This is a genomic window from Geomicrobium sp. JCM 19038 (assembly GCF_000698125.1).
In the GTDB taxonomy this organism is placed as follows: Bacteria; Bacillota; Bacilli; order Bacillales; family Marinococcaceae; genus Geomicrobium_A.
In genome coordinates this window covers 31,927-53,250 of the sequence record NZ_BAXA01000014.1, presented here as the reverse complement: position 1 = coordinate 53,250, position 21,324 = coordinate 31,927, and the positions used below count along the sequence as shown (strand labels likewise).

Genomic DNA, 21,324 nt, shown 5'->3' with positions numbered 1-21,324 from the left:
ACCACCTCACCCTAAATTAGATTGTAATCTTAAGTAAGTAACCAACCACCATCAACGAGTAAATCGCTACCTGTCATATAAGAAGCTTCACTTGAAGCGGCAAAAGCAATGACATTCGCAATTTCATCAGCCGTTCCGACTCGCGAAAGAGCAGTGTTCTTCTCAATTGCTTTAACAAAGCGATCATTCGTTAACCCTGCACTCGTAAGGTCTGTACGAGCAAAACCTGGAGATACACTGTTCACTCGAATTTGATAAGGAGCGAGTTCATAAGCAAGTGCTCTTGAGAAATTCATGACCGCAGCTTTCGCAGCACTATAGTGTGGAATGTGCGCACCTGCTTTATGACCAGATAAAGACGCCACATTGACGATCGCACGATCTTTCTGATTATCATTGTTCTTCATAAGTTGTCCGATGCTCTTCGATACGAGGAACACACTCTTTAGGTTTACATCTTGGGATTTCACCCAATCGTCTTCACTCATTTCAAAGATGTTCGTCTTGTTTGATGATCCACCTGCATTGTTAACGAGCACATCAACTGAACCATATCGTTCTTGCAGAACGGACGTTAACGCTTCAATGTCTTCTGACTTCGTTACATCTGCTCGATGCACTACGGCACGACCCTCACCTACTTCTTCTCGAATGGCGTTGGCCACGTTCTCAAGCTTAGACTCTGTACGTCCAACTAGTACGACCGTCCCTCCGTCTCTCGCAATAATCTTAGCTAATGCTTCCCCAATTCCACTTCCTGCTCCCGTTATGACTGCAACTTTATGATTAAATCGTGACACACGGACTCTCTCCCTTCCTTGTGAGCGCTTACAATTTTATATTTATATAAGACTAAATATTCTAATATCTAAATTATATACTACAGTTCTCTACTCCACAACAGAGTCAACAAAAAACAGACTGTTCGACAGCCTGTTTTTTGCTATACATCTTTATAGTAAACATCCCATAAATAGAGACCGTGACCTGGTGCTGTCTTTCCAGCAAACCTTCGATCCCGCTCATCACGAATTGTAACCATCTCACCTGCATCTTTTTCACCAGTACCAACGGCTAACACAGTTCCGGTTATAATCCGCACCATGTTATACAAAAACCCATTGCCCCGAAAAACGAACACAAGCTGATCATCTGCAATGCGTTCAACCCTCACCTCGAAGAGGGTACGAACTTTGTCGACGACATTCGTATTGCTCGCGCAAAAAGAAGAGAAATCAAACGTCCCAACTAAATGATCCAATGCTGATTGCATCGCTCTTTCATCAAGCTGTTTGTAAACGTGGTGAGCATAGTGTCGCGAAAATACATCCCGCTCTTGACCACATCGCACAAAATATCGATATTCCTTTGCGGCCGCATCAAAACGCGCGTGAAAACCCGCAGATACCGGAACAGACTCGATGATTTGAATATCATCTGGTAAGTGGGCACCCAATGCTTTTGACCAGCGATCAGCCGGTATTTGTAACGGAGAATCAAAGTGAATGATTTGTCCTTTAGCGTGCACACCGGCATCTGTTCGTCCCGATGCCGTGACGTTCACCTGCTGACCTTGATGAATACGCGCCAATGCACTATTGATTTCCCGTTGAACTGTTCGCTTTTCAGGTTGCACCTGCCATCCAGAGAATTCAGTGCCGTCATAAGCGATTTTCACTTTCCATCTTTGCATCTTTTTCTCACCTCTTACACGTAACGAAGCATACCAAGGGTACACCCGAATAACACTATTAAAACAATGGCAACTGTATCTTTTCCTTGCCATTTGAGAATACGCAGCTTCGTGCGCCCCTCGCCACCTCGATACCCCCGGGCATCCATCGCTGTCGCCATGTCTTCTGCACGTTTGAATGAACGGACAAACAGTGGAATGATAAACGCTGTCATCGTATTTAACCGCGTTTTTAAAGAACCTTTCGTAAAATCTGCTCCTCGAGCAGATTGCGCTTTAAGGATCCGATCCGCTTCTAACAATAACGTCGGAATCAGTCTTATGCTAATCGCCATCATCAATGCGATTTCGTGCGAAGGTACCCCAAACCGTTTGAACGGTCTCAAATAAGCTTCAAAACCATCGGTCAAATCGATGGGAGACGTCGTTAATGTTAACAGTGACGCAATGACGACGAGTGCTCCTATACGAATCGCAATAAATAAACCTTGGATGACTCCCCCGCTATATACAGAAAACCCAAGTACCGTAAAGAGTACCTCTCCTTCATTCGTAAATAACGCATGCAAAATGAATGTAAAAGCTATCAATATGAAAATAGGAAGCATGCCTTTTATGAAAAATCGAAGAGGCACTTTGGATAACAACACGAGCAAACTCACAAATGTAACGAGTATCGCATTTGTCACCACATCATTGGCTAAAAAGACAACAACGGCCATGAGTAGGACCGCTAAAATCTTTGAGCGAGCATCCAACCGATGAATCGGGGACTCAACAGGAACATATTGACCAATTACGATATTTTGGAGCACACTAATGTCCCCCTTTTTCTGGCCAATTTGTCATCAACTGCTCAGCGAGTTGTTCTGACGATTGGTTCGTTACATCTATTGACCAGTTGGAACGGCGAAGCGCCATCCCAATTCGAACAGCAGGTGGTACTGCTAAGTTCATAGCTGTAAGCGATTCAACTTCTCGGAACACATCGATTGGTTTTCCTTTTAACTTTACGCTGCCTTCATTCATGACAATGACGTCATCCGCATAATTCGCTGCATCTTCCATGTCATGGGTAACGAGTACCGTCGTTAATCCGTGTTCCTCATGCCAACTTCTAAACAATTGTAATAACGCTCGGTGACCCGAAGGATCAAGCCCAGCAGCTGGCTCATCTAATATTAATACCTCAGGTTCTGTTGCGAGCACCCCTGCAATGGCTACCCGTCTCATTTGACCACCACTTAATTGAAATGGAGACTCGTGAAGATAATCTTCGTGTAATCCGACTAAGTTTAAGAGCTCGGGAAGTCGCCTTTTTACCCGCTCTACCGACATCCCATGTTGAATGGGACCGAAGAGAATATCCTCTTCAACCGTTGAACCGAACAATTGGTGTTCTGGGTATTGAAATACCATTCCGACTTTTTTTCGTAGCGGCTTAATTACTTTTCGCTTTACTCCTGGTTGCAAGACCGTAGAGCCTACGGTAACTTGTCCGCTCGTTGGGACAAGAAGACCATTGATATGTTGCATTAACGTCGACTTTCCAGATCCTGTGCTACCAACGACCGCAGTAAAGGAGCCTGAAGAAATGGAGACGTCAACGCCATTAAGTGCTCTCTTCTCAAACGGAGAGCCAAGCATATATGTATACGTTACATCCTCGAATTTGATGTGCACAGTGACTTCACCCACTCGTCTTCATCTAACAGATAGTTCGTTTGAAAGCCGTTCTCTACAAGATGCTTTTGAACTTGTAAGAAGTAAGGCAAATGAAAATCACGTTCTACGAGAAATTCTGGCTTTTGAAAGAACTCCTCTGCCTTAGAATCATTGATAATTTTCCCATGTTCCATGAAGACGACCCGGTCCGATTCGAGTGCTTCTTCAAGCTCATGAGTAATCATTAAGATCGTAATACCTCGTTCATGCAACTGCTTCATCGTTGCCATCACTTCTTTACGTCCTTTAGGATCAAGCATCGCAGTTGCTTCATCAAAGATCATAATATCCGGTTGTAAAGCAAGCACACCTGCAATAGCGGCTCGTTGCTTTTGTCCACCTGATAAACGATGAGGTTCCGCGGAAAGCAGTTCATCGACACCTACACGCTCACTAGCCGAGGCAATACGCTTAAGCATTTCATCACGATCAACTCCAGCATTCTCTAAGCCAAAAGCAATGTCATCTCGAACAGTCGCTGCAACAAATTGATGATCCGGATTTTGAAAAACCATACCGGCTTTCTGACGAATATTCCATATTTCACCTTCATCGTCTGTTGATTTACCTGCTACAGTAACCGCCCCTGAGGTAGGAGTTAAGAGAGCATTGATCAACCTAGCTAGCGTTGATTTTCCCGAACCATTCGTCCCTAAAATTGATACCCATTCTCCTTGTTTAATTGTAATGGAGAGATCTTGAATAATCCAATCTTGCTCGTCTGTATATTTGAAATAAACATTCTTACACTCAATTGTAGACAAACATTTCTCCCCCCTTTTGTAATCAATAAAGAAAGTGTATCGATAAAAACGGTGCGAAGCATCATCAGCCCAAAGTAACTAAAAAAAGGCAGTGACGAAGTGGTCCCCGTCCTGCCCCAAAACGAATGTTATACGAGTTCGATGACTGCCATCGGTGCACCGTCACCTTTACGTGGTTCCATCTTAACAATACGAGTGTAACCACCTTGACGATCTTCGTAGCGTGGACCAATTTCGCTGAACAATTTCTGAACTGCGTTTTGGCTATCACTTTCTTCGCTAACGTTCTCATTACGAATGAATGATGCCGCTTGACGACGAGCATGAAGATCTCCGCGTTTACCAAGTGTGATGACTTTCTCTACAATCGGGCGTAAAGCTTTCGCCTTCGATTCAGTCGTAACAATCTTTTCGTTGATGAGCAAATCGGTTGCAAGATCGCGGAAAAGAGCTTTACGAGCAGAGCTGTCACGTCCTAGTTTTGCGTATGCCATAATCGTTTCCCTCCTTCAACTGAGCCTATATCTTCTGTTTAGAAAGAGTTAAGCATTGCCCAATACTTTTACTCATTCTAAACAACGTGGATCCTTAATCTTCGTTACGTAAACCGAGACTAAGTTCACCAAGCTTTTCTTGTACTTCTTCTAGAGACTTACGTCCAAGGTTACGCACTTTCATCATGTCTTCTTCAGACTTCTGAGTGAGCTCTTGAACCGTATTGATGCCAGCACGCTTCAAACAATTGTATGAGCGAACAGACAAATCGAGTTCTTCGATTGTCATTTCTAGCACTTTCTCTTTTTGGTCTTCCTCTTTTTCCACCATAATCTCCGCATTCTGTGCTTGATCGGTCAAGCCAATGAAGATGTTCAGATGCTCGTTCATAATCTTCGCACCTAGAGAAACGGCTTCTTCAGGACGGATGCTACCATCTGTCCAAACATCAAGTGTCAATTTATCGTAGTTGGTAATTTGACCAACACGAGTGTTTTCAACTTGATAGTTTACACGAGATACCGGTGTAAAAATCGAATCAATCGGAAGAACTCCGATTGGTAAATCTTCATGATTGTTTCCTTCAGCAGGAACATAACCGCGTCCGCGTTTCGCTGTCATACGCATATGCAACTGTGCACCCTTTGTTAAAGTAGCAATGTGAAGATCCGAATTTAAGATATCTACGTCGCTGTCATGGTTGATGTCACGTGCAGTGACGACACCTTCTCCATTTGCGTCAATTTCAAGCACTTTTTCTTCATCCGAATGAATGTTCAGAGCTAGTTTTTTCAAGTTCAAAATGATCGTTGTGACATCTTCAACCACGCCCTCAATCGTTGAGAACTCATGAAGAACACTGTCAATTTGAACATTGGTAATCGCAGACCCTGGGAGGGAGGATAATAGGATTCGACGTAAGGAGTTCCCTAATGTCGTACCATAGCCACGTTCCAAAGGCTCCACAACGAATTTGCCGTATTTAGCATCCTCGCTGACTTCGATCGTTTCAATGCTTGGCTTTTCGATTTCAATCATATTATTTCCTCCTTAAAAACGTCGGAATCCGAAAAGGCGTGCATCGCACGTCTCTTCGCTTTTTCCTGAAAAGGCAGTGATTAACACTGTACACCATGCTTGTGGTTCCCACATCTAACCATTATAGTCACATTCCGGTTATTTAAACCTCTATGGTGTTAAACTCTCCGACGTTTCGGGGGACGACAACCGTTATGAGGTACCGGCGTCATATCACGGATGACATTAACTTCAAGTCCAGTTGCTTGTAAAGAACGAATTGCTGCTTCACGCCCAGCTCCAGGTCCTTTAACGGCAACCTCAACACTCTTCATACCGTGCTCCATCGCTGATTTCGCAGCGCTTTCTGCAGCCATTTGTGCAGCAAAAGGTGTTGATTTACGAGAACCTTTGAAACCAAGGTTACCCGCGCTTGCCCAAGAAAGTACATTTCCTTGAAGATCCGCGATCGTTACAATCGTGTTGTTAAATGTTGAACGAATGTGCGCAACTCCAGCATCTACTTGCTTACGTTGACGACGTTTGCGAGATGTTGTCTTAGGTTTAGCCATTTTAGTTTACCTCCTTATCCATTACTTCTTCTTGTTTGCGATCGTCTTACGAGGACCCTTAACCGTACGTGAGTTGTTCTTCGTTCGTTGTCCACGAGCAGGAAGACCACGACGGTGGCGGATTCCACGATAAGATCCGATCTCAATTAAACGCTTGACGTTAAGTGACTTTTCACGACGAAGGTCACCTTCTACGTTGTAGTTACCTACGACAGTACGAATACGTCCAAGCTCTTCATCAGTAAGATCACGTACACGTGTCTCAGTAGAAACTTCTGCTTCTTCAAGTACTTTTTCAGCAGTAACTTTACCGATACCGTATACATAAGTGAGTGAAATCACAACGCGTTTATCGCGAGGGATATCGACACCAGCTATACGTGCCAAATTCAAGCACCTCCTTGATATTTATCCTTGTTTTTGTTTGTGCTTCGGATTTGAACAGATCACCATAACCGAACCGTTACGGCGGATGACCTTACAGCGTTCACAGATCGGTTTGACGGACGGTCTGACTTTCATCCTGTTTCCCTCCTTCATGATCGGCATCCTTTGGGAGGCCCACGTCTGCTAAACTGTGACGTTTATTTATAACGATACGTAATTCGCCCACGTGATAAGTCATACGGAGATAACTCCACAGTGACTTTATCTCCAGGCAAGATACGAATAAAGTGCATTCGAATTTTACCAGATACGTGCGCGAGGATCTTGTGTCCATTTTCTAACTCGACACGAAACATCGCGTTTGGTAGCGGCTCAATGACTGTGCCTTCTACTTCGATAACATCATCTTTGGCCATGGATTACTCTCCTTCCTTTATTATAACAGGTTTCTCCCTGCAATACTGAATCAACCCGTGACGGATTTTGGCATTGGTCACTGAATCTGTCTGCTCGAGGCTTTTCTTAACCTCAGAAGAGATATAACCCATCTTCCGTAAATGGCGTACGTTCTTCTTCTTTGCAGTCTGAAACCTACGACCATCACCATCTGCGACACGAACAAAGTGAACATCGAGAATCGACACGACAATGTAATGATTGCCAGCATCTTTTCCTTTCAAGGCGCAAACAACCTCACCGAGATGATAAGCTGTTTCGTCCATCATGAACTCCTTTGTTAGGCTAGAGTCAATATCTCATAGCCTGTATCTGTAATAGCAATGGTGTGCTCAAAGTGTGCGCAATTCGCACCATCTGAAGTGACCACGGTCCATTGATCGTCGAGGGTATGAACATAACGTTCTTGCATGTTAATCATCGGTTCTACTGCCAACACCATACCAGCTTAAGACGAGGTCCTTTGCCTGGTGGTCCGTAGTGTGGAATTTGCGGCTCTTCATGCAAGTTTTGCCCAACACCGTGTCCCACATACTCTCTGACTACCGAGAACCCATGCTTTTCGACGTATCTTTGAATTGCATGAGAGATATTGGAGAGCCTTTCCTTGGGTTTTGCTTCTGCAAGACCCTCGTACAAGGCATCCCGGGTGACATCCAAAAGTTTTTGGTCTCGCTCATTGATCGTACCTACTGGATACGTCCAAGCAGAGTCACCATGATACCCTTGGTATTTCGCACCAATGTCGATGGAGATAATGTCTCCATCTTTCAAAACACGCTTTCCCGGAATCCCGTGAACGAGTTCTTCATTGACAGAAGTGCATATACTCCCAGTAAACCCATGATACCCTTTAAATGATGGTTCTGCATCACGTGAACGAATGTAAGAATCGGCAATTCTATCCAACTCGGCAGTGGTAATTCCAGGTTGGATATGCTCTTTCAGTACAGCATGTGTTTCAGCAACGATTTGACCAGCAATTCTCATGATGCCAATCTCACGTTCAGTCTTCGTTATAATCATGCACGAAGACCTTTCAAGAGCTTATCGATTTGTTCGTAGACAACATGAATGTCTTGATCGCCATCGATGTCCTTAAGGTAGCCCTTATCCGTGTAGAAATCTTTCAATGGTTGTTGCTGTTCAATGTTCACATCAAGACGTTTTTCAACCGTTTCCGGTTTGTCGTCTTCACGTTGAATCAATTCACTGCCGTCCACATCACAAACGCCATCGACTTTCGGTGGGTTGTAGATCACGTGATACGTTCTCCCTGAAGTAGGTGAAACACGACGACCCGCAAGACGCTCAACGAGCTTTTCTTTAGGGACATCAATGTTTAGAACGTAGTCGAGCGACCGGCCAAGGTCAGAAAGAATGTCTTCAAGCGCTTGTGCCTGTACTGGCGTACGTGGAAAGCCGTCAAGAAGAAATCCATCTTTGCAATCGTCTTGAGAAAGACGTTCTTTTACAATACCGATCGTCACATCATCGGGAACAATTCCCCAGCATCCATAAAACCTTTTGCCTTCACTCCAAGTTCAGTTTGCTCTTTAATAGCAGCACGGAACATATCACCAGTTGAAATATGAGGAATGTCATATTCACTCTTAATTCGATCGGCTTGTGTTCCTTTTCCTGCACCTGGAAGACCCATTAAAATTAAATCCATACTACCTCTCCTATCCGCTTGTCACTCTATGCTTATTTAATGAAGCCTTTATAACTTCGTTTAATAAGCTGACCTTCAATTTGCTTCATCGTATCAAGGGCAACGCCCACGACAATGAGAAGCCCTGTTCCTCCAATTTGAATCTGCTGTGGTAAACCAAGCTGATTCGTAAAGAAGATCGGTATAATCGAAACTGTGGCCAAAAATAGAGCGCCGACGAAAGTGAGACGGTACAAGATTCGACGAATCGTAAGTTCCGTAGCTTTACCAGGCCGTACTCCAGGAATATAGCCACCTTGCTTTTTCAAGTTCTCGGCCATCGTTTCAGGATTCACTTGTACAAACGTATAGAAATACGTGAATGCAATAATGAGTCCTACATAAAAGATGAGCCAATTGGGTTATTATAGTTGAAGTTTTCAACGACCCATTGTGCAGCACCATTGCTGTCTGCAAAAAAGCCAGCAACAGTAGGCGGGAAAATAAACAAAAGCCATCGCGAAGATGACCGGAATTACCCCGGCAGAGTTAACTTTTAAAGGTAAGTGGGTAGACTGAGCTCCAGCAGTATTGCCTTGCCCTACAACCCGTTTAGCATACTGAATCGGTACTTTTCGAATCGCCTGTTGTACGAACACAACACCAACGATAATGAGTAAAACGGCTAGCGCCAATAGAAGAATCGTGACGATCCCCATAAACATCTGATCGCCTTGATCTTGAATCTGCGTTGCGTATATCATGTTCACGCCATTTGGTATCCCCGCAGCAATACCTGAGAAAATAAGAATCGAGATTCCGTTTCCAACGCCTTGTGCAGTGATTTGCTCACCAAGCCACATCAAGAACGTTGTACCAGCCGTCATAATCAACGCAATCATTAAGTACGTTGTAATACTAGGATCTGGTATTAATCCAGGAAACTGTGTGTTGAAACCAATAGACATGGCCAATGCTTGGACAAAGGCTAACACAACGGTAAAATATCGTGTAAACTGCGCAAGCTTCCTACGCCCTGCTTCACCTTGCTTCGACCATTCTGTGAATTTCGGAACGACGTCCATCCTAAGAAGTTGAACGACGATCGACGCAGTGATGTATGGAAATACACCCATCGCGAAGATCGAAAAGTTCCCGAGCGCCCCGCCCCCGAACGTATCGAGGAAGCCAAAAGCACTTGCTTCGTCCTGAAACGATAACACATCACTATCTGCCCTGGTACAGGAATAAAAGTTCCCATACGATAGACGACAAGCATCAACAAGGTGAAAAGAATCTTACGGCGCAGATCAGCGACTCGAAATATATTGGCGAGCGCCTTAAACATTAGACCACCTCTGTTGTACCGCCGGCTCCTTCAATCACCTTAGTTGCAGATGCAGAGAACTTGTTGGCCTTTACGGTAAGTTTTTTATCTAGACTACCGTTACCAAGAACTTTGATCCCATCGTTAGCTTTCTTTACGATTCCTTCTTCAATAAGAAGTTCCGGAGTTACTTCCGTACCTTCAGCAAATTGATTCAGGCTTTCTACATTAACAATGCTGTAAGTTTTACGAGTAGGGTTTGTGAATCCACGTTTAGGCAAACGCTTGTAAATCGGATTCTGACCACCTTCAAAACCACGTCTTACGTTACCGCCAGAACGAGATTTTTGACCGTGCTCACCACGACCCGCTTTGTTTCCACGTTTAGCACTGTATCCGCGACCGACGCGAATGCCAGATTTACGTGAACCCTCAGCTGGTTTTAACTCATGTAGTTTCATCCATGCGCACCTCCTGTCTTATCACCTGTGATTTATTGGTTGATCTCTTTAACGCTCAAAAGGTGGGATACTTTGTTAACCATCCCTCTGATCGCTGGATTGTCTTCTTGAACGACAGTATGATTGACTTTACGAAGTCCAAGCGTCTTTACCGTTACACGTTGGTCTTCAGGACGTCCGATCAAACTACGCTTGAGGGTGATTTCTAGCTTATTTGCCATGTCATTTCCCTCCTTATCCTAGCAATTCTTCGACGCTTTTACCTCGAAGCTTCGCTACATTTTCTGCTGTTTTAAGAGAAGTTAAACCTTCTAACGTCGCACGAACCATGTTAATCGGGTTGTTAGAACCGTGTGATTTAGAAAGAATATCTCCAACTCCACCTAGCTCGAGTACCGCACGTACAGGACCCCCTGCAATGATTCCAGTACCTTCGCTCGCTGGCTTAAGAAGTACTTTACCTGCGCCAAAACGTCCGATTAATTCGTGAGGAATTGTTGTTCCAACACGTGGTACGCTTACTAAGTTTTTCTTTGCGTCTTCAATCGCTTTACGGATCGCTTCTGGTACTTCGAGAGCTTTACCCATACCAAAGCCTACGTGTCCATTACGGTCTCCGACAACAACGACAGCTGCAAAGCGAAAACGACGACCACCTTTAACAACCTTCGCTACACGATTGATCGCTACTACTTTTTCTTCAAGATCCAGTTTGTTCGGATCGATCATAAATTTTCCCTCCTTCGACCTTTAGAATTTCAGACCTGCTTCACGTGCTGCATCTGCAAGAGCAGCTACACGTCCGTGGTATACATAACCGCCGCGGTCAAAAATGACGTTTTCGTATCCTTTTTCAATGGCACGCTTTCCTACAAGTGCTCCAACTTCTGTAGCAGCTGTAACGTTTCCGCCGTGGTCAACGTTCACATCTTTATCAAGTGTAGAAGCAGCAACTATTGTTTCGCCCTTCACATCGTCGATCAATTGAGCGTAGATGTGGTTTGAAGAACGAAATACGTTTAAACGAGGACGCTCAGTCGTACCTTTGATCTTTAAGCGGATGCTTTTTTGACGACGTTGACGTGCAACGTTTTTTGATGTTTTCGCCATGAGAATGTATCCTCCTTTCGTGCCGTTCGATCCATGAGTACAAGTCTTTCCAAAAGAAAGATCAAGTACCATTTACATTTACTTACCAGTTTTACCTTCTTTACGACGCACTAGTTCGCCAGTGTAACGAATTCCTTTACCTTTGTAAGGCTCAGGCTTACGTACTGAACGAATGTCAGAAGCGATCGCTCCAACTTTTTGCTTATCGATTCCACGAACGATTACTTTGTTGTTCGCTGGAACTTCGATTTCAATACCTTCGATTGCATCGAATTCAACTGGGTGAGAGTAACCAACGTTAAGAACGAGTTTGCTACCTGACTTTGAAGCACGGTAACCAACACCGACAAGTTCTAATGACTTTTCGAAACCTTGAGTTACACCTTCAACCATGTTACCGATCAAACTACGCGTAGTACCGTGAAGTGAACGGTGTTCTTTATGATCAGAAGGACGGCTTGTTGTAAGCACATCATCTTCGATTGTAATTGCGATAGCTGGGTTAAATGTGTATGACAATTCGCCTTTAGGACCTTTAACGTTCACATGACTTCCGTCTAAAGTGATTGTTACATCTTTAGGAATTTCTAAAGGACTTACACCGATACGTGACATTCTGTCGCACCTCCATTCATGTCTAGCTTTTTTACCAAACGTAAGCGAGTACTTCGCCTCCGACTTTCTTTTGACGAGCTTCTTTGTCAGTCATAACACCGTTAGATGTTGAAATAACTGCAATACCAAGTCCGTTTAATACGCGTGGAACTTCATCTGCTTTCGCATAAACACGAAGTCCTGGCTTACTAATACGCTTCAAGCCTGTGATTACACGTTCGTTTTGCTCTCCGTACTTCAAGAAAATGCGAAGAACTCCTTGCTTTTTATCATCAACGAATTCTACGTCGCGTACGAAACCTTCACGTTTAAGAATCTCCGCTACCTCACGTTTAACGTTAGAAGCAGGAAGTTCCAATTTATCGTGGCGCACCGTGTTCGCATTGCGAATTCTTGTTAACATATCTGCAACCGGATCTGTCATTACCATAATGTTGGACCTCCTTCCTTATCTAAGGATCTTACCAGCTGGCTTTTTTCACACCAGGAATCTGGCCTTTATATGCAAGCTCTCGGAAACAAATCCGGCAAAGCTTAAATTTACGAATAACCGAATGTGGTCTTCCACAACGTTCACAACGAGTATATTCACGAACTTTATACTTCTGAGTGCGTTGTTGTTTTGCAACCATTGATTTTTTCGCCAAGAGTATTTCCCTCCTTCGACTTTTGTGACGCTATCCTCGTTACTTTTGGAAAGGCATGCCGACTTCTTTAAGAAGTGCGTGCGATTCTTCATCTGTTTGAGCAGTTGTAACGATAACGATATCCATACCACGTACTTTATCTACTTTGTCGTACTCAATCTCAGGGAAAATTAATTGTTCTTTAACGCCAAGCGTGTAGTTTCCACGTCCGTCAAACGCTTTGTTTGAGACGCCGCGGAAGTCACGTACTCGTGGTAAAGAAACGTGAACCAATTTCTCGAGGAAGTCATACATACGCTCACCGCGTAGTGTAACTTTCGTTCCGATTGGGTTTCCTTCACGAAGTTTGAAACCAGCGATTGATTTCTTAGCTTTTGTAATAACTGGCTTTTGACCAGCGATTTGAGCAAGCTCTTCAACCGCGCTATCAAGTGATTTCGGGTTGTTTACAGCTTCACCGACACCCATGTTGATGACGATTTTCTCGATCTTAGGCACAGCCATGACCGACGAATAGTTAAACTGCTCGTGTAAACGAGGCACGATTTCTTGTTTATAACGATTTCTTAAAGCGTTCATGATCAAAGACCTCCTTTCAGCAGGTGTTACTTATCGATGACTTCACCTGATTTTTTCGCAACGCGTACTTTCTTTCCGTCTTCTACTTTGTATCCAACGCGAGTTGGTTCGCCGCTTTTCGGATCGATAAGCATAACGTTTGAAACGTGAATTGCTGCTTCCTCGTTAAGAATTCCACCTTGTGGGTTTTCTTGTGTAGGCTTCGCATGCTTTTTCACAACGTTGACACCTTCGACGATTACCCGTTCTTTAGCTGGAAGAGACTTCAGGATTACGCCTTCTTTGCCTTTATCTTTACCAGAGATAACTTTGACCTTATCTCCTGCTTTTACGTTCAATTTCGCTGCGCCATTCATTCGCACCTCCTTGGTTCTAAGTGGCGATATATTATTTAAAGTACTTCTGGTGCTAGAGATACGATCTTCATATATTGCTTGTCGCGAAGTTCACGAGCAACTGGTCCGAAAATACGTGTACCTCTTGGTCCTTTGTCGTCACGGATAATAACTGCTGCGTTCTCATCAAATTTGATGTAAGAACCGTCGTTACGGCGTACTCCACTACGTGAACGTACGATTACCGCGCGAACAACCTCACCTTTTTTAACAACGCCACCTGGTGTTGCATTTTTGACGGTACACACAATTGTATCACCGATGTTTGCAGTCTTGCGTCCAGTACCACCGAGTACTTTAATGCAAAGAACTTCACGAGCACCAGAGTTGTCAGCAACTTTGAGTCTTGATTCTTGTTGGATCATTACGTTTGCCTCCCTTCAATCAAAGAAGTGTGTTAAATGATTACAGACTCTTCAACGATCTTAATGAGGCGGAAGTATTTATCTTTTGAAAGATGACGCGTCTCCATGATACGGACGATATCGCCGACTTTCGCTTCATTGTTCTCGTCATGAGCTTTGTATTTTTTAGAGTAACGTACACGCTTGCCGTATAATTTGTCACGTTTGTACGTTTCAACAACGACAGTGATTGTTTTATCCATTTTGTCTGAAACAACGCGTCCAGTTAACTCTTTACGGTTATTACGTTCAGTCATTACGTTTGCCCCTCCTTTATTATCCACGAGTAATGCCGAGTTCTCTTTCACGAAGAACTGTGTTGGCTCTAGCAATTTCTTTACGTACGTGACGGATGCGGGCAGGATTATCCAACTGTCCAGTGGCTAACTGGAAGCGAAGGTTGAACAATTCCTCTTTTAGAGTCTTTGTTTGTTGTTCGATTTCAGTTGTTGTAAGATCTCTAATCTCTTTAGCTTTCATTTGCCTCACCACCCATATCTTCACGTTTTACGAATTTACATTTGATCGGAAGTTTGTGCGACGCTAGACGCAATGCTTCACGTGCAACCTCTTCGTTCACACCTGCAATTTCAAACATGATTTTACCTGGCTTTACTACTGCTACCCAGCCTTCAGGAGCACCTTTACCGGAACCCATTCGAACTTCTAGAGGCTTTGCAGTGTAAGGCTTATCAGGGAAGATCTTAATCCATACTTTACCGCCACGTTTCATGTAACGAGTCATCGCGATACGTGCCGATTCAATTTGACGGTTTGTAACCCAAGAAGCTTCGAGAGCTTGAAGGCCATACTCGCCAAAGTTCACTTCAGTCCCGCCTTTTGCACGACCTTTCATGCGGCCGCGGAATTGACGGCGGTATTTCACGCGCTTAGGCATTAACATAATTAGTTGCCTCCTTCCTGTTTGCTCTTACCTTTCGTGGGAAGGACCTCTCCACGGTAGATCCAAATTTTAACACCGATTTTACCAAACGTAGTATCTGCTTCAGCAGTTCCGTAATCGATATCAGCACGTAGTGTGTGAAGTGGAACTGTACCTTCGCTGTAGCTTTCAGAACGAGCCATGTCAGCTCCGCCTAGACGTCCGTTAACTTCTGTACGAATTCCTTTAGCTCCAGAACGCATTGTACGTTGGATAGATTGTTTCATTGCACGACGGAATGAAACACGGTTTTCGAGTTGACGAGCGATATTTTCTGCTACGAGACGAGCATCCATATCTGCTTGCTTAATCTCTGAAATGTTGATGTGTACACGTTTGCCAGTCATATCGTTGAGCTTCTTACGAAGAGCTTCAACTTCTGAACCGCCTTTACCAATAACCATTCCTGGCTTGGCAGTGTGAATGTTAATGTTCACACGACGTGCAGCACGTTCGATTTCAATTTTAGAAAGTGACGCGTCTTTAAGACGTTCTTCTAGGAATTCACGAATCTTTACATCTTCGTGTAAAAGATCAGCGTAGTCCTTTTCTGCATACCATTTAGACTCCCAGTCACGAATGACTCCGATTCGAAGACCGACAGGATTTACTTTTTGACCCACGTTCTATCCCTCCTTCTTCTCAGAAACAATAATAGTGATATGGCTTGTGCGCTTGTTAATACGTGAAGCACGTCCTTGTGCTCTTGGACGGAAACGTTTTAAAGTAACGCCCTCATCTACGTATGCCGCACTAACATATAAGTTTTCTGCGTCGAGTTCGTAATTGTGCTCAGCGTTTGCAATAGCAGAGTTGAGGACTTTCTCAACGATCGGTGATACACCTCTTGGTGTATGACGAAGAATTGAGATCGCTTCTCCAACTTCCTTACCACGGACAAGATCAATAACCATCCGAGCTTTACGAGGAGCAACACGAACTTGTTTAGCAACTGCTTTAGCTTGCATGAGTGAACCTCCTCTCTAATTAACGGCGCTTCGTTTTTTTGTCGTCTTTATCGTGTCCACGATACGTTCTAGTTGGCGCGAATTCACCGAGTTTATGACCGACCATATCTTCTTGGATGTATACCGGCACGTGCTTACGACCATCGTATACAGCGATCGTGTGTCCGACGAATTGCGGGAAAATCGTAGAACGACGAGACCAAGTTTTAATTACTGATTTGCTGTTCTCATCCATCGCTTCTACCTTCTTAAGCAAATGACTGTCAGCAAAAGGTCCTTTTTTAAGGCTGCGTCCCATGCGAAAGCCTCCCTTCAAATGTGTAAAGTGACGATGATAGCGCCCCAGTTAAAGAAGTAGTTCTTACCACCGTCAGGCGCTTATTCGTCTTGTTCTCCGATTACTTACGCTTATGGTTGCGACGGCGAACAATATATTTATCTGAGTCTTTCTTGCCTTTACGAGTCTTGTAACCGATCGCAGGTTGTCCCCAAGGTGAAACTGGAGCCACACGTCCGATTGGTGCACGACCTTCACCACCACCGTGAGGGTGATCAGCTGGGTTCATTGCAGAACCACGAACGACTGGACGTTTGTTCATCCAACGGCTACGTCCTGCTTTACCAATGTTAATGAGCTCGTGCTCAAGGTTTCCAACTTGGCCGACTGTCGCACGGCAAGTAGAAAGAATCAAGCGGTTCTCGCCTGAACGTAGACGGATAAGAGTGTACTTACCTTCACGTCCAAGAATTTGAGCTTGCGCACCTGCAGCACGTACGAGTTGAGCACCAGCACCAGGCTTAAGCTCGATGTTGTGTACGTTCGTACCTACTGGAATGTCTTTAAGTTCAAGCGCGTTTCCTACTTTAATATCTGCATCAGAACCAGAGAAGAGTTTATCTCCTACTTTAAGTCCTTTTGGCGCGATGATATAACGCTTTTCACCATCGATGTAGTTAATCAAAGCGATGTTCGCAGAACGGTTCGGATCGTACTCAATAGTTGCTACACGACCTTCGATGTGATCCTTGTTACGCTTGAAATCGATGATACGGTATTTACGCTTATGACCGCCACCTTGATGACGAGTCGTTAAACGACCGTGGTTGTTACGTCCAGCGCGCTTTGATAAAGGAGCGAGCAATGAACGTTCCGGTTGATCCGTTGTAATCTCAGAGAAGTCTTTCCCTGTCATGAAACGACGACCGTTAGTGGTCGGTTTATAACGTTTTACTGCCATTTTGGTTTCCCTCCTTACTTATTTGATCTTAAGCTTCGCCGAAGATTTCGATCTCTTCGCTGTCTGCTGTAAGCGTAACGATCGCTTTTTTCTTCGCTGGCTTAAAGCCTTCGAAACGTCCAAAACGACGATACTTTTGCTTGTATTTAATCGTGTTGACTTTCAAAACATCAACTTCGAAGATTTCTTCGATCGCTTGTTTGATTTGAGTCTTGTTCGCTCTAACGTCAACCTCGAATGTGTACTTCTTATCTTCCATCTGCTCAGTAGAGCGTTCCGTAATGACCGGGCGCTTGATTAAATCGCGTGCATCCATTAGCTCAGCACCTCCTCTACTCTCTCAACAGCTTCCTTCGTGATAATCACTTTGTCGTAGTTGATAACGTCAAGTACGTTTACGCCAGTGGCAGTAATTGTTTTGACGTTAGGCAAGTTGTTAGCAGACTTCTCAACGTTAGCGTTACGCTCTGCTGTAACGACAAGAGTTTCTCAGCTGAAAGACTGGAAAGAATGTTGATCATATCCTTTGTCTTTGGAGCATCTAAGCTTAATTCATCTAATACGATAAGAGCATCGTTTTGAACTTTATCAGATAGAACTGATTTCAATGCAAGACGACGAACTTTCTTTGGTAACTTGTAGCTGTAGCTGCGTGGTGTTGGTGCGAAAATCACACCACCGCCCTTCCAAATTGGGGAACGGCTTGAACCGTGACGTGCACGACCAGTACCTTTTTGACGCCAAGGCTTCGCTCCTCCGCCTCGTACTTCAGAACGTGTTTTAGCTTTTTGAGTTCCTTGACGAAGAGAAGCTTGTTGCATCACAACAGCGTCGTGAACAACATTTTCGTTCGGTGTAATCCCGAAAACGGCTTCAGCGAGTTCAACGTCGCCTACTTGTGATCCGCTTTGATTAAATACCGTTACTTTCGGCATGATAAGACTCCTCCTTTCCTCAAAACATTAGTTGCCTTTAATAGCACTCTGGATTTTGACGTAGCTCTTTTTAGCTCCTGGTACGTTTCCTTTAATAAGGAGCAAGTTGCGCTCTTCATCCACTTGAACAACTTCAAGGTTCTGAACAGTAATTTGGCCGCCACCCATTTGACCTGGGCCTTCCATGCCTTTGATTACTTTTGCATCTTGCATCGTACCAAGTGAACCTGGACGACGATGGTAACGTGAACCGTGGCTCATAGGTCCGCGGGCTTGGTTATGGCGCTTAATTGCACCTTGGAAACCTTTACCCTTTGAAGTTCCAGTTACATCGATGATGTCGCCAACTTCAAATGTATTTACGCTGACCGTTTGACCGATTTCATGACTCGCAACATCGATATTGCGGAATTCACGAACGTAGCGCTTGGGCGCCGTGCTTGCTTTATCAGCATGGCCTTTTTCCGGTTTAGTAGAGCGTACAGGTTTCTTGTCGTCAGCTCCTAACTGAACCGCATCGTAACCATCATTTCCTTGTGTTTTCAACTGCATGACAACGTTTGGATCTGCTTGAACGACAGTTACTGGTACTACTTCTCCGTTCTCGCTAAAAATCTGTGTCATGCCGATTTTTCTACCCAAGATTCCTTTGGTCATCAGTCACACCTCCTGTAATAAATTACTTTAATAATTGTTTGTCCAAATAGACATCCTAACTAAAACGTTGATTAGAGTTTGATCTCAATGTCAACGCCAGATGGTAAATCTAAGCGCATAAGAGCGTCCACCGTTTGTGGTGTTGGACTGATAATATCGATAAGACGCTTGTGTGTACGCATCTCAAATTGCTCACGAGAGTCTTTGTACTTATGAGTCGCACGAAGGATCGTGTAGACAGAGCGCTCTGTTGGTAATGGGATCGGTCCGGATACGTTAGCACCTGAACGTTTCGCAGTATCAACAATCTTCTCTGACGACTGATCTAGAATGCGGTGATCATACGCCTTTAATCGAATACGAATTTTCTCTTTTGCCATGTTTAGCCCTCCTTTTTATCGCCTGATTTTCAGACCTACTCCGCAGAAATCCCACACACCCATCATGGCAAAGGGGCCGGGTGTGTCAGCAACCTTCTGCATCATCGCAATGACAACATAAAAACAGGAAATCCCGTGCGGATCTCCAACTTTGTCACACTTTTACTATTATAAAGGCTTTGCGCCTTGAATGCAAGGGGATTACGAAAGGAATTTCTTGCCTTGTTGTATCATTCAACAGACTTTGTTTGGTTTTCAATCACCAATCTTCATTATAACAAAAACAAACCACTAATGAAAGTATTAATTAGTGGTTTGTTTTTATTTCAGGATGGTGTTTCATCATCTTTAAATATCATGTCAACGAGCTGTTGGAAACCGTCAATTTGATCTGTAATTAAAAAAGCCGGCAAAAGTAAAACTGCTAACACTAACGCAGAACTAGACAACATAACTCTTGTAACCATCTTTTTCATGATCTTCAAGACTGTTCCCTCCCTTTAGGTAAACAACATTATACTCTCACTATTCGAAATAGCAAGAGTAAATGTGTCTAACTTGTGATGGGGGGATTGAATAAAAAAAGCACCCGCAAATGCGAGTGCTTTCGTAGCATTACTTAGTGATTGTAGAAACAACACCAGAACCTACAGTACGTCCACCTTCACGGATTGAGAAACGAGTACCGTCTTCAATCGCGATAGGAGAGATCAATTCAACTTCCATTTCAGTGTTATCTCCAGGCATAACCATTTCAATGCTTTCTGGAAGATTTACAACACCAGTTACGTCAGTTGTACGGAAGTAGAACTGTGGGCGGTAGTTGTTAAAGAATGGCGTGTGACGGCCACCTTCTTCTTTTGAAAGAACATAAACTTCAGCTTTGAAGTTCGTGTGTGGAGTGATTGTACCAGGCTTAGCTAGTACTTGACCACGAGTGATGTCCTCACGGTCAACACCACGAAGGAGTGCTCCAATGTTGTCACCAGCTTCAGCGTAGTCAAGAAGTTTATGGAACATCTCAACACCTGTTACTGTTGATTTTCTAGACTCTTCAGTGATACCGAGGATTTCGATCTCGTCACCTACGTTAAGAACTCCACGCTCAACACGGCCAGTCGCTACTGTACCACGACCAGTGATTGAGAATACGTCCTCAACAGGCATCATGAAAGGCTTATCTTTGTCGCGCTCAGGAGTTGGGATGTAAGCATCCACTTCATTCATAAGCTCAACAATTTTCTCTTCGTAAGAAGCGTCGCCTTCAAGTGCTTTAAGTGCAGAACCAGCAACAACTGGAATGTCGTCTCCTGGGAAGTCGTACTCAGAAAGAAGGTCACGTACTTCCATTTCTACAAGCTCAAGAAGCTCTTCGTCGTCTACCATGTCAACTTTGTTAAGGAAAACAACCATTGAAGGTACACCTACGTTACGAGAAAGTAGGATGTGCTCGCGAGTTTGTGGCATTGGGCCATCAGCCGCAGATACTACAAGAATCGCTCCGTCCATTTGTGCAGCACCAGTGATCATGTTTTTAACATAGTCAGCGTGACCTGGGCAGTCAACGTGTGCATAGTGGCGGCTTTCAGTTTCGTACTCAACGTGAGAAGTTGCGATTGTGATTCCACGCTCTTTCTCTTCTGGAGCACCGTCAATTGCGTCATACGCCATTGCAGTACCTTTACCAGATTTTTTATGAAGTACAGTTGTAATTGCAGCAGTTAGTGTTGTTTTACCGTGGTCGACGTGTCCAATTGTACCAATATTGGCATGCGTCTTGGAACGGTCAAATTTTTCTTTAGCCATTTGAGGATATCCTCCCTTAAATTAGTATATTTATAAAGCAAGAAAGGCTTAAGTACACATACTAGAGTACCCTACACCCTTCAAACTATTTAACTT

34 protein-coding genes and 4 pseudogenes are annotated in these 21,324 nt (G+C 44.0%); all 38 read right to left on the bottom strand.

The genetic code is table 11. The features are described from left to right. Window positions 1-29 precede the first annotated feature (29 nt). The 38 genes and pseudogenes from JCM19038_RS15995 to tuf all read right to left on the bottom strand — a co-directional run bounded on the left by JCM19038_RS15995 (window position 30) and on the right by tuf (window position 21,228). Entirely contained in the window at window positions 30-800 is a 771-nt protein-coding gene (locus JCM19038_RS15995) for an SDR family NAD(P)-dependent oxidoreductase (protein WP_042419939.1), read from the bottom strand. Between the two features lie 143 nt (window positions 801-943). Next, window positions 944-1,693 (bottom strand): tRNA pseudouridine(38-40) synthase TruA, encoded by a 750-nt coding sequence (truA, locus tag JCM19038_RS15990; RefSeq protein ID WP_042419936.1) that lies wholly within the window; start codon window positions 1,691-1,693, stop codon window positions 944-946. 14 nt (window positions 1,694-1,707) lie between these two features. After that, window positions 1,708-2,508, bottom strand: a complete 801-nt coding sequence (locus JCM19038_RS15985) for an energy-coupling factor transporter transmembrane protein EcfT (RefSeq protein ID WP_042419935.1) — start codon at window positions 2,506-2,508, stop codon at window positions 1,708-1,710. A gap of 1 nt (window position 2,509) precedes the next feature. Continuing rightward, window positions 2,510-3,376, bottom strand: coding sequence for an energy-coupling factor transporter ATPase (locus JCM19038_RS15980; protein ID WP_042419934.1), 867 nt, complete (start codon window positions 3,374-3,376; stop codon window positions 2,510-2,512). After that, a complete protein-coding gene (locus tag JCM19038_RS15975) occupies window positions 3,352-4,182 on the bottom strand; it encodes an energy-coupling factor transporter ATPase (protein ID WP_042419932.1) in 831 nt (276 codons plus the stop codon). The genes JCM19038_RS15980 and JCM19038_RS15975 overlap by 25 nt, the downstream gene beginning before the upstream one ends. A gap of 128 nt (window positions 4,183-4,310) precedes the next feature. Further along, window positions 4,311-4,676, bottom strand: coding sequence for a 50S ribosomal protein L17 (rplQ, locus tag JCM19038_RS15970; RefSeq protein WP_042360801.1), 366 nt, complete (start codon window positions 4,674-4,676; stop codon window positions 4,311-4,313). A 94-nt stretch (window positions 4,677-4,770) separates the two neighbouring features. After that, entirely contained in the window at window positions 4,771-5,715 is a 945-nt protein-coding gene (locus tag JCM19038_RS15965; RefSeq protein WP_042419931.1) for a DNA-directed RNA polymerase subunit alpha, read from the bottom strand. Window positions 5,716-5,873: 158 nt separating this feature from the next. Then, the gene (gene rpsK, locus JCM19038_RS15960; RefSeq protein WP_042360800.1) at window positions 5,874-6,266 is read right to left on the bottom strand and encodes a 30S ribosomal protein S11; all 393 of its coding nucleotides are present in this window, start codon (window positions 6,264-6,266) and stop codon (window positions 5,874-5,876) included. A 21-nt stretch (window positions 6,267-6,287) separates the two neighbouring features. Continuing rightward, entirely contained in the window at window positions 6,288-6,653 is a 366-nt protein-coding gene (rpsM, locus tag JCM19038_RS15955; RefSeq protein ID WP_042360799.1) for a 30S ribosomal protein S13, read from the bottom strand. A 21-nt stretch (window positions 6,654-6,674) separates the two neighbouring features. Continuing rightward, the gene (gene rpmJ, locus JCM19038_RS22000; protein WP_081831858.1) at window positions 6,675-6,788 is read right to left on the bottom strand and encodes a 50S ribosomal protein L36; all 114 of its coding nucleotides are present in this window, start codon (window positions 6,786-6,788) and stop codon (window positions 6,675-6,677) included. A gap of 62 nt (window positions 6,789-6,850) precedes the next feature. Continuing rightward, the gene (infA, locus tag JCM19038_RS15950; protein WP_042360798.1) at window positions 6,851-7,069 is read right to left on the bottom strand and encodes a translation initiation factor IF-1; all 219 of its coding nucleotides are present in this window, start codon (window positions 7,067-7,069) and stop codon (window positions 6,851-6,853) included. A 3-nt stretch (window positions 7,070-7,072) separates the two neighbouring features. Beyond that, a complete protein-coding gene (locus JCM19038_RS15945) occupies window positions 7,073-7,375 on the bottom strand; it encodes a KOW domain-containing RNA-binding protein (protein ID WP_081831857.1) in 303 nt (100 codons plus the stop codon). A 14-nt stretch (window positions 7,376-7,389) separates the two neighbouring features. Beyond that, window positions 7,390-8,135 (bottom strand): annotated as a pseudogene (gene map / locus JCM19038_RS15940) (type I methionyl aminopeptidase). After that, window positions 8,132-8,784: pseudogene (locus JCM19038_RS15935) on the bottom strand (adenylate kinase). The pseudogenes map and JCM19038_RS15935 overlap by 4 nt, the downstream one beginning before the upstream one ends. Before the next feature lie 32 nt (window positions 8,785-8,816). Beyond that, window positions 8,817-9,986 (bottom strand): annotated as a pseudogene (secY, locus tag JCM19038_RS15930) (preprotein translocase subunit SecY). A 124-nt stretch (window positions 9,987-10,110) separates the two neighbouring features. After that, the gene (gene rplO, locus JCM19038_RS15925) at window positions 10,111-10,551 is read right to left on the bottom strand and encodes a 50S ribosomal protein L15 (protein WP_042360794.1); all 441 of its coding nucleotides are present in this window, start codon (window positions 10,549-10,551) and stop codon (window positions 10,111-10,113) included. 32 nt (window positions 10,552-10,583) lie between these two features. Further along, the gene (rpmD, locus tag JCM19038_RS15920) at window positions 10,584-10,772 is read right to left on the bottom strand and encodes a 50S ribosomal protein L30 (RefSeq protein WP_042360793.1); all 189 of its coding nucleotides are present in this window, start codon (window positions 10,770-10,772) and stop codon (window positions 10,584-10,586) included. A gap of 13 nt (window positions 10,773-10,785) precedes the next feature. Next, a complete protein-coding gene (gene rpsE, locus JCM19038_RS15915) occupies window positions 10,786-11,280 on the bottom strand; it encodes a 30S ribosomal protein S5 (protein ID WP_042360792.1) in 495 nt (164 codons plus the stop codon). A 21-nt stretch (window positions 11,281-11,301) separates the two neighbouring features. After that, window positions 11,302-11,661, bottom strand: a complete 360-nt coding sequence (gene rplR / locus JCM19038_RS15910; protein ID WP_042419929.1) for a 50S ribosomal protein L18 — start codon at window positions 11,659-11,661, stop codon at window positions 11,302-11,304. A gap of 78 nt (window positions 11,662-11,739) precedes the next feature. Further along, window positions 11,740-12,276 carry a 50S ribosomal protein L6 gene (gene rplF, locus JCM19038_RS15905; RefSeq protein ID WP_042419928.1) on the bottom strand — a complete coding sequence of 179 codons (537 nt, stop codon included), beginning with the start codon at window positions 12,274-12,276 and terminating at the stop codon, window positions 11,740-11,742. Window positions 12,277-12,307: 31 nt separating this feature from the next. Further along, entirely contained in the window at window positions 12,308-12,706 is a 399-nt protein-coding gene (rpsH, locus tag JCM19038_RS15900) for a 30S ribosomal protein S8 (RefSeq protein WP_042360790.1), read from the bottom strand. Between the two features lie 31 nt (window positions 12,707-12,737). Beyond that, window positions 12,738-12,923, bottom strand: a complete 186-nt coding sequence (locus JCM19038_RS15895; protein WP_042419926.1) for a type Z 30S ribosomal protein S14 — start codon at window positions 12,921-12,923, stop codon at window positions 12,738-12,740. Between the two features lie 39 nt (window positions 12,924-12,962). Beyond that, on the bottom strand, window positions 12,963-13,502 hold the full coding sequence (rplE, locus tag JCM19038_RS15890) for a 50S ribosomal protein L5 (RefSeq protein WP_042419923.1): 540 nt from the start codon (window positions 13,500-13,502) through the stop codon (window positions 12,963-12,965). Window positions 13,503-13,528: 26 nt separating this feature from the next. Beyond that, a complete protein-coding gene (gene rplX / locus JCM19038_RS15885; protein WP_042420094.1) occupies window positions 13,529-13,840 on the bottom strand; it encodes a 50S ribosomal protein L24 in 312 nt (103 codons plus the stop codon). Between the two features lie 53 nt (window positions 13,841-13,893). After that, entirely contained in the window at window positions 13,894-14,262 is a 369-nt protein-coding gene (gene rplN / locus JCM19038_RS15880; protein ID WP_042360787.1) for a 50S ribosomal protein L14, read from the bottom strand. 32 nt (window positions 14,263-14,294) lie between these two features. Next, window positions 14,295-14,558 (bottom strand): 30S ribosomal protein S17, encoded by a 264-nt coding sequence (rpsQ, locus tag JCM19038_RS15875; protein WP_042360786.1) that lies wholly within the window; start codon window positions 14,556-14,558, stop codon window positions 14,295-14,297. Window positions 14,559-14,577: 19 nt separating this feature from the next. Further along, window positions 14,578-14,781 (bottom strand): 50S ribosomal protein L29, encoded by a 204-nt coding sequence (gene rpmC / locus JCM19038_RS15870; RefSeq protein ID WP_042360785.1) that lies wholly within the window; start codon window positions 14,779-14,781, stop codon window positions 14,578-14,580. Next, on the bottom strand, window positions 14,771-15,205 hold the full coding sequence (gene rplP, locus JCM19038_RS15865; protein ID WP_042360784.1) for a 50S ribosomal protein L16: 435 nt from the start codon (window positions 15,203-15,205) through the stop codon (window positions 14,771-14,773). The genes rpmC and rplP overlap by 11 nt, the downstream gene beginning before the upstream one ends. A gap of 2 nt (window positions 15,206-15,207) precedes the next feature. Then, a complete protein-coding gene (gene rpsC / locus JCM19038_RS15860; protein WP_042360783.1) occupies window positions 15,208-15,867 on the bottom strand; it encodes a 30S ribosomal protein S3 in 660 nt (219 codons plus the stop codon). Window positions 15,868-15,870: 3 nt separating this feature from the next. Continuing rightward, window positions 15,871-16,212 (bottom strand): 50S ribosomal protein L22, encoded by a 342-nt coding sequence (rplV, locus tag JCM19038_RS15855; protein ID WP_042360782.1) that lies wholly within the window; start codon window positions 16,210-16,212, stop codon window positions 15,871-15,873. Between the two features lie 19 nt (window positions 16,213-16,231). Further along, window positions 16,232-16,510 (bottom strand): 30S ribosomal protein S19, encoded by a 279-nt coding sequence (gene rpsS, locus JCM19038_RS15850; RefSeq protein WP_042419920.1) that lies wholly within the window; start codon window positions 16,508-16,510, stop codon window positions 16,232-16,234. Window positions 16,511-16,610: 100 nt separating this feature from the next. Continuing rightward, the gene (gene rplB, locus JCM19038_RS15845) at window positions 16,611-17,450 is read right to left on the bottom strand and encodes a 50S ribosomal protein L2 (RefSeq protein WP_042419917.1); all 840 of its coding nucleotides are present in this window, start codon (window positions 17,448-17,450) and stop codon (window positions 16,611-16,613) included. A gap of 28 nt (window positions 17,451-17,478) precedes the next feature. After that, window positions 17,479-17,766 (bottom strand): 50S ribosomal protein L23, encoded by a 288-nt coding sequence (gene rplW / locus JCM19038_RS15840; protein WP_042419914.1) that lies wholly within the window; start codon window positions 17,764-17,766, stop codon window positions 17,479-17,481. Beyond that, window positions 17,766-18,385, bottom strand: a pseudogene (rplD, locus tag JCM19038_RS15835) (50S ribosomal protein L4). Before rplD ends, rplW begins: the two are co-directional and overlap by 1 nt. Before the next feature lie 27 nt (window positions 18,386-18,412). Beyond that, a complete protein-coding gene (gene rplC / locus JCM19038_RS15830) occupies window positions 18,413-19,042 on the bottom strand; it encodes a 50S ribosomal protein L3 (protein WP_042360779.1) in 630 nt (209 codons plus the stop codon). A 71-nt stretch (window positions 19,043-19,113) separates the two neighbouring features. Then, window positions 19,114-19,422: a 30S ribosomal protein S10 gene (gene rpsJ, locus JCM19038_RS15825; RefSeq protein ID WP_042360778.1), complete on the bottom strand. Its 309-nt coding sequence runs from the start codon at window positions 19,420-19,422 to the stop codon at window positions 19,114-19,116. Between the two features lie 326 nt (window positions 19,423-19,748). Further along, on the bottom strand, window positions 19,749-19,907 hold the full coding sequence (locus JCM19038_RS22970) for a hypothetical protein (protein ID WP_193745157.1): 159 nt from the start codon (window positions 19,905-19,907) through the stop codon (window positions 19,749-19,751). A 130-nt stretch (window positions 19,908-20,037) separates the two neighbouring features. Beyond that, a complete protein-coding gene (gene tuf / locus JCM19038_RS15820) occupies window positions 20,038-21,228 on the bottom strand; it encodes an elongation factor Tu (protein ID WP_042419912.1) in 1,191 nt (396 codons plus the stop codon). Window positions 21,229-21,324: the final 96 nt, after the last annotated feature.